The organism is Streptomyces sp. PCS3-D2 (assembly GCF_000612545.2).
GTDB lineage: Bacteria > Actinomycetota > Actinomycetes > Streptomycetales > Streptomycetaceae > Streptomyces.
On sequence record NZ_CP097800.1, the window covers coordinates 140,851 to 155,069 of the forward strand.

Here is a 14,219-nt window from a genome sequence, read left to right on the forward strand (position 1 = left end):
CAGCCCCTCCCCCGCAAAGCGTGAAGCGCGGACCGACTGGCCGATTCAGGTGGGCGAGGGGGGCCGGGCGACCGAGATACGCACCAGTGAGCAGGCCCAGGACCACCTCGGCCACGACTTCTCCCCAAGTCCCACCCACGAAGCCGGCCACGCCGTTCGCCGCCCCCATCGGATCCCCGCCCTGGCCATCCCCCGCAGGCTCGCACCCCCGAGCAGGGCCCGGTGCCGGTACAGACGACCCCCGCCGCACCGGAACGACCTCCAGGGCGGTCAAGAGCCGCCGACCGCCGGCCTCCGTCACGCATCGACCAAGAACGCGGAGGCACCCCACCCGGGCCCGACCGTCACACGCAGACCCCACCACCCCCACCGCGACTTCTGGTGACATATACGACACGCTCCGCCACCTCTTCGCCCAGGGATCAGGACAGGCCAGGGGCTGCTTGTGACTCCCCCCACCCTCCCTTGACCGGCAAAAGAAGGGGTACCTAACTTCGAGGGCATGGCCCCCCACACCCCCTCCCCCGACGACAACGCCGACACCGCAGCCGGCTCCGGCGGGTCGGCGTCCGCCGACTTCACCCTGGACCTCACGTCGCACGAGGTCCTCCGGCGCGCCCACATCATGGAAGCCCTCGGACCCGACTGGAACCCGGTGGAAGTCCTCCTCGGTGAGGAATCCGCATACGACCTGCTGTACTCCGGACTCGACGCCGAGCAGCAACGCCTCTACGACGGCCTCGTCGCCGCCGGCGTCCTGCCCATCCGGGGAGACGGCCGTGCTGCCTCTTGACCCGCAGGCCGACCCCGGCCGCCGCGCCTGGATCCCCTGCCCCCGTTGCCGCGACACCCACGACTGCGAACCCTGCCGACAACAGCGCACCTGCCCCACGCACTGGCGCTACCTCCTGACCAATACCGGCAGCCTGCTCCACCTCCAATGCCCCCACTGCAGCCACGCATGGGTTCACGAAAGCGGCTTCGGCGCCACCCGCCACCCCTGGCAGCACACCACCACAACCCCACCGACCCGCTGAAGGCACCAACCTGACAGCCCTCTGCGCGTCCTCAGTGGTGCTCGTCCGGCCCTGGACCCACAGCCGCCCGCCCGCACCACTGCTGCACGCCCCTCACCACCACGTTTCTTCTCGCCCCCTTTCTGCCGGGCGCGGCGGCAGGCCGGAACACGGTCGGACCTCGCGGAACACCGTCCGGGCAGGGCCCGTCGCGGACAGCCCGGCCAAACGGCGCCGGCACCTGCGACTCCGCACCCGTACCCACCGCTTCGGGCAAGACCGCAGCGCAGGAGTAACCGTCGGCCGGGGCCGGAGGCACGGGGTTCAGGCGGCAGGGCGGAAGGAAGTGGCACGGACGACCGTCCCGCACACCGCGAAGTTCCCTCCGTCGTCGGGCGCAATCTGCAAGCGGACACCCGCCACACCGACCACCATCGAAGGCGCGGCGAACGGCTCGGCACCGGAAGCGCAGTAGCCGTCTGCCTCCCCCAGCACCGGCGCGAAGGAGACACGGGACACCGCCGCGCCACCGGCGGGCAGCACCACCGGGCGGGCCGGGCCCTGGCGGACCACCGTGAGAGACCGGGCGTTGGCGGGCGAGCCCTGACCAGCGAGAGCGACCGTGGGGTAGCCCCGCAGAACACACGGCGTCCCGCTCTCGTTGACGACGGTGATCCGCACGGCGTCCGCCCCCAACCGTTCGGCACCCCCCGCCGCGAGCTGCCCACCACGACACGGGGGCACAGGGGCGGCGACGATCCCGCTCCCGACGTCACCCCCGACTGCGGTTCCGGTAGTAGAGGCGGTGGCCGGGGCGGTCCCGGCCAGCAGGGCCACAGCCGCCGCCGTTGTAGCCAGGACCGCACGCGGGCGGCGGCCGGCCACGGCACTCTTCACGGTGCAGGACATGACGCTCCTTCCCACACGCCACACTGCAGCGGTGTCCGGATGGGCCACTTTCCAGCGTGACCCTGCCGCCCCCACACCGCACGCGGGAAGGCGAGGGAACCAGAGGGGCACGGGAGCACCAAGGAGCCAGGTCGGCCGCGCCGCGCACGGACGTGTTCCGCGCCCACCGGCTGCGGCCCTTACCGCTCCGAAGCCGCCACACGGCCGGGGCCGGCACATCGCGCGTACGGAAACACGCGATCAGAAGCGCAGAGCCGCGTCCGCGGTACGCAGCGCGTCCAACCGCCGCTCGGCCAGTCGCAGATGAGCCTGATCCAGTAGAGGCAGCAACCGCAGCAGGCCCACCAGGTCCGGCCCGGTCTCCAGCGCCCGGGCCGGGTGCCTGACCTGCGTCCAGCAGTACAACGCTCCCGTCGCAGCGTCACGGACCTCGGCCGCATTCACCCCCTGCCACTCCAGCCGCACCCGACCCGCCCCCGTCCACAACCGGGTCGCCGACACGAAATCCCCCGCCATCCGCGCAAGGTCCGCACGGATCTCCGCACACCGCACCGCCTCTGCCGAGACCCGCCCCCACCGCTCCACCACCGCGTGCTCCCACGCCCGCGCCAGCGCATCCGCCTCCCCATGACGGCCCTCCACCGCCAGGGCGTGCAGACGCGCCCGCGGATCCCCCTCCACGGCGCCCACCGGCAACGACCTGGGGACGGCTACGGGCACGGGGACCGGGCCGACTGCGGTGCCCGGCGCGCTTCCGGTCGCAAGGACGGGCACGGGCCCTGGCGCAGATGCAGACGCAGGGACGGAAACGGAAGCGGAAACGCGTGCGGGTGCGGTGCCAGGAGAGGGCGCAATCACGACTGCCGGCCCCGAGACCGGAACGCCCTGGGCAGCGGACCCGGATACGGACTCCGGGCCGTACCGCGGGCGTTCGGGCACCGGCACGGCACGCGTCTGCAGTTCCCCCGCGGACGGCACCACCAGCGTCCCCGGAGGCAGCCCCGCCGACCCGGCCGCCAGTACGTGCAGCTCCACATGGGACGGCCGCACCGGAGCGCGCCTGAGCTGGTCGATCCACTGCCGGGTGTACCCGCTGACCCCGCCGTCCTCAGCCGGCGCAGCCGCACCCGGTCCGCGCACCACCCCGAAGGCCTCCACCCCCGCCAGCACGGACAGCCCCGGCAGCGTGCCGTACTCCCCCAGCAGGGGCCACGCCGCCTTGTCCGCCACCAGATCGACCACCACCGTGGTCTCGCCCCCCGTACGCGAACCCAGCTCCCCCACCAGCCACTCCCACGGCAGCGACGTGTACCGCACGCTGCCCGTGGTCGTCCCCGCCAACGCCACGAACAACCGCCGGCCGCGGCGGTCCGCGGTCAGCCGCCCCGACACGTACACGAACACCGGGCCCGGCGCCCCCACGGCCACCCGCAACCGTGCCAGCACGGTGTTCGGATCACGCACCCCCTCCAGGCACACCATGTCCGCCGGCGCCCCGCACCCCAGCAGCGCACCCGCCGGAACCATGGCCAGCGCAGCGACGTTCGCACCGGGAGCGACCAGCACCCCACCGCGGCGCACCGCGGCGTCCCCCGCCAACAGCAGCACATGCCCCCGCCGCCCACCGCCGGCACCTTCACCACTGAAACCCATGGGCCCGACGGTACCCACACCACGTCCCCCACCGCACATGCCCCAACTGCCCACCGACCACCGCGGCGTCCAGGTATGAGGGCGCCCCCGGCACCCGGGCAGCTGCAGTTGGTCCGGTGCCGGCGGACGCGGCGGCGATCGCCCGGAACGAGGCGGGGCAGGAGTGTCAGGACTCGGCGTCGATGCCGGTGACCGCGCAAGGTCCCAGGGGGGCGTCCTTCTCCGGGACGCCCGACTCCTCGAGGGCGCCCGTCAGCAGGCGGACGGCGTCGGCCTCGGCCGTCGCCCGGTCCGGGGCGTCCACTTCGAGGCGGACGGAGAAGGCGCCGCCCTCGTGGACCGTGAGCAGTTCCACGTCCTCCGACTCGCTGAGGCCGGTGTGGTGCGACGCCAGCCTGCCTGCCAGATCGGAACGGGTACCCTCGTCGATCTCCTTCAAGAAGGTGCCGGGCACGGTGATGACGTAGGTGGTCACTGCTGCCTCCTGTCGATGGGCCGGGGCCAGATCGTACGGATGCCCCGACGCCGGGCCCCGAACCCCCGCGACCGGCCCGCCCGGTTCCTCGGGCACCGCATGCGACGGCCTCGGACGGCGGCCGAGCGGCTGCGGCGCCGGGCAGAGCCACCGGTACCGCCAGCGGTACCGTTACGGACCGCCTGTGCCGCGGGGCCGGTGGTCATAGCAGTCCGGTACAGGCGGCCATCACGCCCTCCATGCCGCGATTGTCCTCCTGCCGCTGCCGGTCGACCATCCGGTTCGCGGCGTACGTCACCGCCGTGCGGGCGCGCGCGTATCCGTCACCACGGGCAAGGCACCTCGCCCGCCGCAGACCGTGGCCGGCGCGCCGACCGGCTCGACTACCCTCAAGCGCGTGATCGAGAACATCAACCAACTCGGCGCCAACCCGCCCGCTCCGGGCCCCGCGCCCACCGCCGTCGCCCCTGTGGTGTGGGCCCTCAACACCACCATCGACACGGTCGGCGGCCACCCCGTCAAAGACGCCCACACCATCCTCGACGCCGGAGAACGCGAACGCGCCGCCCGCTTCCGCACCCCCGGCCTCGCCCACCGCTACACCGCCTCACACCTCGCCCTGCGCACCGTTCTCGCCCTCTACCTCGGCGAACCCGCCCGCACCATCCGGCTCACCCGCGAGGACTGCCCCTGCTGCGGCGAACCGCACGGCCGTCCCAACGTCCCCGGGAACCCTCTCCACTTCTCCCTCTCCCACAGCGGCGACCACGCGTACATCGCCCTCGCCACCACCGCAGTCGGCATCGACATCGAAGAGCACCCCACCCCCCACACCGTCGACGACGTCCTGCACGTGCTCCACCCCACTGAGACGCAGGAGCTCAACTCCCTCCCGGCAGCCGAGCGCGTCACCGCGCTCGCCCGGTGCTGGGCCCGCAAGGAAGCCTGCCTCAAAGCCACCGGCACCGGACTCGCCGGCGGCCTCGCCCACCCCTACGTCAGCACCCGTGCCACCCCGCCCGCAGTGCCCGGGTACCGCCTTACCGACCTTCCGGCCCCGCCCCGTCATCAAGCTGCCCTCGCCACCCTCACCGACACCTGACGCACTCGGTGGCCACCGGTGACGTGCCCGGCCACGTCACGGGCTCGGCGACGTCCAGCCCGGGTCCCGGTCCGACCGGCCGACCGGTCCGGCACCGCGGCGTCGCCGGAGTTCGGCTCACCCGCCACGAGACGGGACACGACCCGGGCCTGCGCCTCCGGATCCTCCTGCTCCGCAGGGCAATGGGGCTGAGGGGTGGACCGGCCGGGCGTCCGGAACTCAGCGCGGCACGAAGCGTCCTGACCGTCCAGCGTGCGCCTCGGGGCGGGCCGCGGTGTCAGGCGAGGGTGAGGAACAGCTTCTCGAGTTCCCGTTCGCTCATCGGGGGTGCGCCTCCGGATCCGCGTCGGATCGGGGCGGGCCGGCCCCCGCACACTCCTGCGGCGCGGCGTCACCGCGCGTGAGCGAGTGGCGGCGTACGGCTGTTACGGGATCCATGCCCCGTTCGGCGCACAGCGCACGGCACGGCGCGCATGAGCTGCTTATCCGGCAGAACGCGCTCACGTCGACCTATCGCCGGCGACGCGCCCGCCCCGGCCCGACGACGTCAACCGGACGGTGACGTCTGCCGCGTACAGGCAAGGGTCACAGGCATGTCCGCATGGGGAAACACCCGTCACGAGTCGTAGCGGTTTCCGCCGGCAGGGGCCAGGGTGTGGCTCCCGGCAGGACGGCGGGAACCGCATCACGCGGTTTCGCCCGGCCCGCCCGACGCCCATCCCGACCCGACAGCAGCGCATCCGACCCCGGGAGGTTCGCATGGAGACCTGGCACTACTCCCCGTCAGCGGCAACGGTCCCTCAGCTGGTCCTCGACCCCTACCGCTTCCCGGGTGCCGCGGGAGCGGAGTTCCTCACCTGCGACGCCCCGCCGCAGGAACGGACGCATCGGGAACAGCAGATCGAGACGAACGGTCCGCCTCTCCTCGACACGACCGTTCCACAGGCCGACGCGTCGTCGTCCGTACCCTGCCCGGCCTCGTCCCTGACGGCCTGGGACCGGCGGCGCCTGGATCTCCAGGCGGCACTGACCTCCGTCGGCATCCCGCCGCGTGCCGGCGACATGGTGGCCATCCGCGCCCTGTCCGCGCTCGGCGACGCGGTCAACTCCGCCCTCGTACGGTGGATCACCGCCGGTCGCTGATCGGCCCGGCGCGTCAGTCCTCGCCGCTGCCCTCCGACCGGGCCTGCGCACGCTTGGTGACCACGGCCCCCGCGGCGAGGGCGCTGGCGGTGAAGGCCAGGACGAGCATCCACCGCTGGTCGAAGGTGTGACCGGTGGCGTGGTCCAGGGAGTACCGGCCCGCCCCGGCAAGGCCGATCGTGGCGGCGGTGAAACCGAGGAAGGCCGGGTACTCGAACCCGCCGCCCTGGGCGAAGAAGCCCGCGGGAGCGTGGACGGCGACCGCGCCCGCCATCGCACCCGCAGCCGCGGCGCCGGCCGCCGGGGTGGCCAGCCCCAGTGCGAGCAGCGCCCCTCCGCCCGTCTCGCCGAACCCGGCTGCGAGGGCGCTTCGGCGACCGGGGGTGAAGCCCATGTGCTCCATGGCGGCGGCCGTCCCGTCCAGGCCGGCGCCGCCGAACCACCCGAACAGCTTCTGGGTGCCGTGCGCCATGAGCACCGCTCCGGTTCCGGCCCGCAGGGCCAGCAGAGCGAGGTCACGTCGGTTGATACGGCTCATCGAGGTCTCCCTGGAGGTGGCGGCCCGGTCGTGGTGCGGCGACGCCATCCGTATCCCGTCGGAGCAGCCGTCACCCGGCGGCGGCGGGCAAGTCCGCCGAACGGGCGGGACGCGGCCGTCCCGCCGCCGAACGCCTGCCTCCGGAGGCGGGCCGGCGCCACGCGCCGGCACCCGGTGACCGGTCCGGATCTGCGCACCCCCGATGACCTGCATGTTCGGCGAGCGCGGCACGGTGGGCCGGCGCCCGCAGGGCGCGGGCGGGCCGACACGTTCACACTGACAGGACGACGAGTGCGATGCGCTGCGCGCAGTGCGGCAAGGAGGCCGGATGAGCTGGGCATCATGGACGACCCGCGGGATCTTCGCCGGCCGGGACGGAGTCATGACCGGCGAGGCGGGGCCCGTCCTCACCGGTGAGCTCGACATCCACACCACGTGGACCGAGGAGGAGAAGCTGGCGCACGTCACGGTGCAGTACAGCGGGGCTTCGGACTGGCTGCCCCTCGCCGGAAGCCCCGTCCCATGTCCGAGTGAGGAGGCGAGCCGCACCCTGCACGACGCGGTGATCAACTCCGTACGGGCCGGGGCGACCCGTCCGCTGAGCACCGGACTGCCCTGAGCCGCAGCCCCCGGACCCGGCCGGCCGCAGGTCTGTGCCGGCCGTCAGGCCGCCCTGCTCATGCCGCCGCGGGCTCCGAGGGCCCGGCGCTCCTCCTCGGTGAGCCCGCCCCACACTCCGTACGCCTCGCCGGTGGTGAGCGCGTGCCGCAGGCACGCGGCCCGAACCGGGCAGCCGGCGCATATCGCCTTGGCCGCCTCGTCGCGGGCGGCGCGGTCCTCACCGCGTTCTCCCGCCGGGTGGAAGAACCGGCGCGAGCCCAGACCACGGCAGGCGGCTTCTGCCTGCCACGCCCAGTGGTGCTCGGCCCGGCCCGGGAGTCGCGACACGTCGGACATCGCTTGTTCCTTCCGTGGGATGCTGGTGACGAAGGCTCGCCTGCTCACGATCCGGCGGATGAAACGTGTCGCGCGACGGGCTCCCACCCCACTGCGGCCGGCCGGCCCGCCGGCCGCAGTGGGGTGGCTGCGGCCGGCGGGCGTCGCCGCGGCCCCGACGCGCGGCTCAGGCGGCGTCCGTCATGCGGGCGAACACCACGACGTTGCTGTCGTAGTAGTGCTTCTTCGGGTCGAAGTCCCCGCCGCAGGTGACCAGGCGAAGCCCCGCGTGGTCGAGGTTCTTGTAGACCTCCAGTGTGGGGAATTCGGCCTTCGGATATTCGCCGACCCGGTCCACCGTGAACGTGACCGTCTTGCCGTCCTTGCGCGTCACCTTGATGGTGTCACCGCCCTTCATCGTCTTCAGCTTCTCGAACACGGCTGATGCTCCGTTCCATGTGACGTGGCCTGCGATCACGGCCGGTCCCTGCGAACCGGGGGTCGGCCCCGGCTCGTACCAGCCCGCGAGCGCGGGGTCCTTCGGGGTCTGCATGGTGCCGTCGGCGTTCTGCCGCAGCGTCTCCAGGGTGCTGGTCAGGCCCAGGGAGGGGATCGTGATCTTCTGCGGCTCCGATCGGGCGAGCGCGGGCCCGCCCTTGCCCGCGCCTCCCGCCGGACCGCTCTGCGAGCCGTCCGCGGGTGCCGCCGCACCCCCGCCTGCGGGGGCCGGCACTCCGGCATCGGCGCCCGCTCCCCCGGCCTGCCCCTGCGGGGTGGACGGCTGCGCGGCGTTCTGGCCTCCGCAGCCCGCAAGGAGCAGCGCTCCGAGGAGCGCAGCGGCCAGGGGGCGCGCACCGCGGTGGTATGGCCGCGCGGCCGGTGCGGGAGCCGGGTCGGGCGGGGCCGTGGCGGCGGTTGCGGAGGGCGTGCCGGGTGTGGGGGTCCGCTTCACGCGCGGCCCCCGGTGTTCTCCCGGCCGGTGCGGACGGGGACGGGGACTGCGGAGGCCCGCTTCCGGGAGAGGGCCACGGCACCGGCCGCCACCGCGAGCACGCTGATCGCCACACCGTCCCGGACCGTCACCGGCACGGACGCGCTCTGCGTGCTCTCCGGGGAGCCGCCGCCGGTCTCGATGGCTCCGACCGGGAGGGAACCGACGGCCGCGCCCTTGACCTCTCCGCAGTTGGTCGGGGCCGTGGCCTCCTGGGGCAGCTTCGCATCGAGTTCGCTCTTGCCGGCACCCTCGAAGTCGTACTTGCCGTTCTTGTTGCGGTCGATGCCGTGCTGGACGACGTGCAGGTCCTTGATGTGTTCGACCACGTCCTGGCTGACGGTCATGGTCCGCTTGTAGGAGAGTCGGCCCTTCGGGTCGGCCTTGGGCATGCGCTCGACGGCGAGACCGCTGGCGGGGGTGGTGTCCCCCGTCGTGGTGAGGGAGATGTTGATGTCGCCGTAGTCGTGCGTGGCTTCGGTGTTGCTCAGGACTCCGTCACGGTTGGTGTCGTCGGTGGCGTCCGGGCACTTGAAGTCGTGCCCCTTCGTCGAGCCGTGGAGGTGCTGGGCGGAGGGCTGTCCGGGCACCATGCCCTCGGATTCGATCTGCACGGTCAGCTGGTTGCCCTTGAGGCTGAGCATGACCGTGCCGCGCGAGCCCGACTCGTTCAGCTGCGCCAGGTCGATCTGGTACGCCTTTCCGCCTTGCGCCAGAGCTGGTCCGGAAAGACCGAGGGTCAGGAACACGGCGGCGGGTACGGCGGCGAGAACCACGTGGCGACCGGCGCGCTTGACTATCACATTCGCTCCTGTTCCGTGGATCCCCGGGACGGGAATCGCAGATCGTACGGGGTGGAAACGAGCCCCTGGAAAGGGCCTCGCTCCTTCTTCGGCGCCCCAACGCCTCTGGATGGGTTTCTGTTTGACGGATTTCCGGCGCCGACTGCTTCGGGCAGCCTTCCCCCGGTCATCCAGATGCGTGACATCGCATCGGCCAGAGCGGGGAATCGGGCGGCGTCGCAAAGCATCACCGAGAGCACGAGCATTCCGTGCGCGGTGTATTGGGGATCACGGTTGCGGTGCAGCCACATCACCGCATCGCCGAGGGGCCGACGCCCCAGGAGTATCCCGGAACTCCGCACGCCGGCGGCCGTCTCGAGGTCCCTGCGGCGGCCGCCGAACGGCAGTTCCTGCGTGCGGCGGATGCCGGGAGGCGCGGCCGCGTCCCGCACGTGGCGCACGTACGCCTCCGGCGGGGCCTGTCCGTTCTCGAAAGTGTTGCGGAATCCGACGATGCGGGCGCCTGCGCGGTACAGGCGGAGCTCGATGTAGAGCTCGATGAACAAGCCGCGAAGTTGAATGCGGAGGGGGAGGTGGAATGCGCCCGCCCCACTCGGGCCGGCCATGCTGAAACCACCGTGAGCATCTGCGGCTCTGGACCTGATGGTCGATGTCAGGAGCCGATACTCGTCCACCGATGCGTGCGCCGAGGAAAACGTCACGGGTTTCAGCATGGCCGCCTGCATCAGGTGGAGGAGCCGAAGTCCGGACCCCTCCGCGGTAATCTGAACGGAATCGATTCGACCTTGCTGTACTCACGCACGCGCATCCACCGCCTTCGACATATTCCGAGCACCGACGGGTGACATGGTCACCGTCGCCGGATTCGGTTTCGGATTCGGTTCGGTCTCGACCTTTGTAGTCGCCCTGGCGGCGGCCGGGCGAATAGTTGGCCTGTGATGCCAAAAAATCAGTACGGGGCCGCGGCGTGCGGGATGCGCTCAGTGGTCCCCGCGGGCAGGCGCGGCGGCGCCGACCGCCTGCTCCAGGGCCTCCAGCACGGTGTCGCGGAACAGCGTGGTCTTGTAGCCGGTCCGCGGCAGCGGCCGCCAGCGGGTCAGCACCGTCGCGGCCGCCGCGGCGAGGGTCACCGGGGTGGCCTCCCGGCCGATCAGCGCGGCCTCCACCTCCGGCAGCCGGAGCGGGACACGTGCCACGCCGCCGGCCGCAACCGCGGCGTGCGTCACCGTGTCGCCGTCGAACGTAAGCCGCGCCGTGGCCTCCACCAGGGGCCACTCCGCGTAAGCCCTGCTGGTGGCCCGGTGGTAGGCGGCGCGTTCGCCGGGCAGCGCTGCGGGCAGCCGGACCGCGGTCAGGATGCGGTGCGGCGGCAGCAGGTGGTCGCTCTGGTGGAGCCGGTCTCCGTCGCCGTACAAGTCGGCGACGCTGCACGGCTCTTCGTCGTGGATCTCGACCTCGGCGTCGTAGGTGAGCAGGGCCATCGCCAGGGTGGACGGGTGCGGGGCGATACAGGGGCCCGCTCCGGTGACGACGGCGAAGTGGTGGTCGCCGTCCCGCGCCGGGCAGCCGGCGCCGCCCTTCTGGAGGCAGCTGACGTGCGGATTGCGGAAGTACCAGCAGCGGTTGCGCTGCAGGAGGTTGCCCCCCAATGTGCCCGCGGCGCGGATCTGCGGGGTGGCCGCCGTGCCGGCCGACACCGCGAGGGCCGGCCAGCCGGCGCGCAGTTGTGGATCGGCGGCCAGCACGGCGAGGGTGGTCAGGGCGCCGATCCGCAGTCCACCGTCGGGCAGCACCGTGGTGCCGTGCAGGGCGGTGGCGCCGTCGAGGTCGGTGAACGGCCCGGTGGAGACGCCGCTGTGCTTCCGGGCGCCGGTGTCGGTGCCGCCGGCCCGGAGTTCCCCGCCGCGGGTCCGTACGGTGTCCGAAAGGGCGGTCAGGACGGTGGGATCGGGCTCGGTGCTCACGTACCCAGTCCTTCCAGGAGCCGGTCGGGGCGGATGGGCATGTCGTACGGGCGCCAGCCGGTCGCGTCGTGGACTGCGTTGGCCAGGCATGCCGCCGTGGGCAAGGTGGCGATCTCGCCGAGGCCGACCCCGCCGCCGGGGACGTGGTCGAAGCCCTCCTGGTGGAAGTGGACGGTGATCTCCGGGGTGTCGCCGATGCCGGGGATCCGGTAGTCCTCCAGGTTCTCGGTCAGGACCCGGCCGGTGACCGGGTCGGTGCGGCGCTCCTCGTACAGGGCATAGCCGATGCCCTGGACGACGGCGCCCTCGCACTGGCTCCGGGCCAGCCGGTCTTCCTGGATGCGCCCCGCGGCGATGCCGCTCCACACCCGCAGCGGGCGGATCCGGCCGAGCCGCGTGTCCACCTCGACCTCGGCGACCTGCACCGATCCGGTGAAACCGCGGCCGACGGCGATACCGCCCAGGGAGAAGGGCGTGACGTAGCCGCGGCGGTCACGGGTGCGTCGGCCGGTCACCCGTACGCCGTGCGCCGCGTCCAGCCGGGCCGCCACGTCGGCGCCACCGAGCGCTGCGCGCAGCCGGACGGCGGCGTCCACGGCGGCAGGCACCAGGGACGGTGTGGTGCGGCTGCCGCCGGAGGTGGGACCGTGGACGGTGTCGCTACGGCCGACCTCGGCCCGCACCCTCGTCTCCGGCAGTCCGAGCGCCTGCGCGACGGCCCGGCGCAGCACGGTCCGTGAGCCCGTGCCCATGTCCTGTACGGCGCAGCGGGCGACGACGACCCCGTCCTCGACGGTGAGTTCGACCTCGGTGACGGGGTCGAGGAAGTACAGCCAGTTGGCCGCCGCGACGCCGACTCCGCGGCGGAACCGCCCGGTGCCGCCGCGACGGCCCGTCCAGACCGGAAGGGCGGCGGCCCAGTCGTACAGGACGTGCCGCTTGGGGTTGCCGTCCCAGCGGCGGCGCAGGGCGATGGGGTCCTGGCCGAGCCGGCGGGCCATCTCGTCGACGGCCTGCTCCAGGGCCCAGCACATGGTGGGTCCGCCCGGTCCGCGGAAGGGGGCGCCCGGCGGCCGGTGGGTGACGGCGTCGAAGTCGCGGAGCCTGCGGGGGGCCTTGCCGTACATGAAGCGGGCGAGGGCCGCGACGGAGCCGCCCACCGAGACGCCGCCGTCGCTGTGCGCGTCGATGGCGAGTGCGCCGAGGTCGCCGGAGGCGTCGGCGGCCATGGCCAGCCGGATGCGGGAACCGGGCCGGTATCCGCCGTCGGTGAGCTCCTCGTCCCGGTCCAGGACGACGCGTACGGGGGCGCCGTGCAACCGGGCCAGCTCGACCGCTGCGACGACGTCCGAGGTCAGGCCCATCTTGCAGCCGAAGCCGCCGCCGACGTGGACGGCACGTGCCACGACGCGTTCCACCGGGACGCCGAAGCGTTCGGCGGCGAGCTCGGCAACGCGTCGCACGGACTGGGTGGACACCTCGATGTGGAGGGTTTCCCCGGCCCAGTGGGCGAGGCAGGCGTGCGGTTCGAGGGGGGTGTGGGTCTGCGCGGCGGCGGTGAAGACGCCTTCGACGACCCTTTCGGGGGTTTTCCTCCGCGCTTCCTGGATAAGGCGTACGGCCGCGGCGGGGCGCTTGTTCATGGCGGACGGGCCGCGCAGGTTGCCGCGCCAGCGGGCGGGCACCAGCTGGGGGGTGTCGCCGGACCCGGGGGCCCGCTTGCGCGCCGCCCTGTCCGCGTAGACGGTCGGCCCGTCCCCGGTCCGGGCCTGCCGTACGTCGAGGGTCGCCGGCAGCACCTCGTAGTCCACCACGACGCGGGCGGCGGCCGCCCGCGCGGCGGCCCGGTCCGGCGCGGCGACGGCGGCCACGGGCTGTCCGACGTAGCGCACCATGCCGTCGGGGGGCAGCAGCGGCACCAGCGGCAGGTCCCCGGCCTTGAGAGAGCGTACGTGCGCGTGTGCGTGGGGCGAGCGGATGATCACGCCCTCCAGCAGGCCTTCGGGGTGCAGGTCGGTGGTGTAGCGGGCCGATCCGTCGACCTTCTCGGGTGCTTCGGCACGTGGAACGACCGTGGTCGGGCCGCCGGTCGGCGTCGCGTCGTAGGCGCCGGCGCAGGCCGCGGCCACCGCCCGAAGGATCCCCTCGTAGGCGCCGCAGCGGCACAGGTGGCCCGAGAGGGCTTCGGCGATCTGTTCGCGGTCCGGCTCGGTGGTGCCGTGTCCGGCGCGCCAGCGCTCGAAGAAGGCGGCCGCCTCGACCACGAAGCCGGGGGTGCAGTAACCGCACTGGAGGGCGTCCTCACCGGCGAAGGCGCGGGCCACGGGGTGGCCCGACAGGCCCTCCGCCGTCGTGATCCGCCGACCGGCCAGCCGGGCCGCCGGGGTCAGGCAGGACACCCGGGGCTCGCCGTCGACCTGGATCGTGCAGGCCCCGCAGACGCCGCCCGCGCACACCAGTTTGGTCCCGGTCAGTCCCAGGCGGTCGCGCACCACCTCCACAGCGGCCGGGTCGCCTTCCACGTCGACCGTGCGCCGGGCGCCATTGACCTCGAACTCCACGAGACCTACTCCTCAGCCGTGGGGCGGTGACCGCCGGAGCGTCACCCTCACCGCCCCTTGATATCCCGCCGCCGGGGACCGCGCAGTCCGGGGCACGCCGGATCGCGTACGGGCCCGGCCGGCCCGGG

General features: G+C 73.2%; 15 protein-coding genes. 5 read left to right on the plus strand and 10 right to left on the minus strand.

Going from position 1 to position 14,219, the window contains the following annotated elements; genetic code table 11:
• Positions 1 to 502 precede the first annotated feature (502 nt).
• The gene (locus AW27_RS00360) at positions 503 to 793 is read left to right on the plus strand and encodes a DUF6400 family protein (protein WP_037917603.1); all 291 of its coding nucleotides are present in this window, start codon (positions 503 to 505) and stop codon (positions 791 to 793) included.
• Positions 780 to 1,037, plus strand: coding sequence for a hypothetical protein (locus AW27_RS00365; protein ID WP_078555980.1), 258 nt, complete (start codon positions 780 to 782; stop codon positions 1,035 to 1,037). The genes AW27_RS00360 and AW27_RS00365 overlap by 14 nt, the downstream gene beginning before the upstream one ends.
• 303 nt (positions 1,038 to 1,340) lie before the next feature.
• Here AW27_RS00365 and AW27_RS00370 read toward each other — a convergent pair whose 3' ends face one another.
• From AW27_RS00370 to AW27_RS00380, 3 genes are all read right to left on the minus strand, one after another.
• Entirely contained in the window at positions 1,341 to 2,144 is an 804-nt protein-coding gene (locus tag AW27_RS00370) for a DUF4232 domain-containing protein (protein ID WP_078555979.1), read from the minus strand.
• Between the two features lie 21 nt (positions 2,145 to 2,165).
• Complete coding sequence (locus tag AW27_RS00375) at positions 2,166 to 3,578, minus strand: hypothetical protein (protein ID WP_106967539.1); 1,413 nt, start codon at positions 3,576 to 3,578, stop codon at positions 2,166 to 2,168.
• Positions 3,579 to 3,744: 166 nt separating this feature from the next.
• Positions 3,745 to 4,053 carry a hypothetical protein gene (locus AW27_RS00380; protein ID WP_037917596.1) on the minus strand — a complete coding sequence of 103 codons (309 nt, stop codon included), beginning with the start codon at positions 4,051 to 4,053 and terminating at the stop codon, positions 3,745 to 3,747.
• A 397-nt stretch (positions 4,054 to 4,450) separates the two neighbouring features.
• Between AW27_RS00380 and AW27_RS00385 the strand changes: the two genes are divergently transcribed.
• Complete coding sequence (locus AW27_RS00385) at positions 4,451 to 5,155, plus strand: 4'-phosphopantetheinyl transferase family protein (protein ID WP_157840186.1); 705 nt, start codon at positions 4,451 to 4,453, stop codon at positions 5,153 to 5,155.
• A gap of 759 nt (positions 5,156 to 5,914) precedes the next feature.
• The gene (locus AW27_RS00390; RefSeq protein ID WP_037917593.1) at positions 5,915 to 6,298 is read left to right on the plus strand and encodes a hypothetical protein; all 384 of its coding nucleotides are present in this window, start codon (positions 5,915 to 5,917) and stop codon (positions 6,296 to 6,298) included.
• Positions 6,299 to 6,311: 13 nt separating this feature from the next.
• Here AW27_RS00390 and AW27_RS00395 read toward each other — a convergent pair whose 3' ends face one another.
• Positions 6,312 to 6,836 (minus strand): DoxX family protein, encoded by a 525-nt coding sequence (locus AW27_RS00395; RefSeq protein ID WP_037918600.1) that lies wholly within the window; start codon positions 6,834 to 6,836, stop codon positions 6,312 to 6,314.
• A 328-nt stretch (positions 6,837 to 7,164) separates the two neighbouring features.
• Between AW27_RS00395 and AW27_RS00400 the strand changes: the two genes are divergently transcribed.
• Entirely contained in the window at positions 7,165 to 7,455 is a 291-nt protein-coding gene (locus AW27_RS00400) for a hypothetical protein (protein ID WP_037917591.1), read from the plus strand.
• Between the two features lie 44 nt (positions 7,456 to 7,499).
• Here AW27_RS00400 and AW27_RS00405 read toward each other — a convergent pair whose 3' ends face one another.
• From AW27_RS00405 to AW27_RS00430, 6 genes are all read right to left on the minus strand, one after another.
• Positions 7,500 to 7,793 carry a WhiB family transcriptional regulator gene (locus tag AW27_RS00405; protein ID WP_037917587.1) on the minus strand — a complete coding sequence of 98 codons (294 nt, stop codon included), beginning with the start codon at positions 7,791 to 7,793 and terminating at the stop codon, positions 7,500 to 7,502.
• A 166-nt stretch (positions 7,794 to 7,959) separates the two neighbouring features.
• A complete protein-coding gene (locus AW27_RS00410; RefSeq protein WP_236647500.1) occupies positions 7,960 to 8,724 on the minus strand; it encodes a class F sortase in 765 nt (254 codons plus the stop codon).
• Entirely contained in the window at positions 8,721 to 9,566 is an 846-nt protein-coding gene (locus AW27_RS00415; RefSeq protein WP_052030184.1) for a hypothetical protein, read from the minus strand. The genes AW27_RS00410 and AW27_RS00415 overlap by 4 nt, the downstream gene beginning before the upstream one ends.
• A complete protein-coding gene (locus AW27_RS00420) occupies positions 9,563 to 10,111 on the minus strand; it encodes a ribosome-inactivating family protein (RefSeq protein WP_236647499.1) in 549 nt (182 codons plus the stop codon). Before AW27_RS00420 ends, AW27_RS00415 begins: the two co-directional genes overlap by 4 nt.
• A 435-nt stretch (positions 10,112 to 10,546) precedes the next feature.
• Positions 10,547 to 11,530 carry an FAD binding domain-containing protein gene (locus AW27_RS00425; RefSeq protein WP_037917580.1) on the minus strand — a complete coding sequence of 328 codons (984 nt, stop codon included), beginning with the start codon at positions 11,528 to 11,530 and terminating at the stop codon, positions 10,547 to 10,549.
• Positions 11,527 to 14,091, minus strand: coding sequence for a molybdopterin-dependent oxidoreductase (locus AW27_RS00430; RefSeq protein WP_037917577.1), 2,565 nt, complete (start codon positions 14,089 to 14,091; stop codon positions 11,527 to 11,529). Before AW27_RS00430 ends, AW27_RS00425 begins: the two co-directional genes overlap by 4 nt.
• Between the last annotated feature and the right edge of the window lie 128 nt (positions 14,092 to 14,219).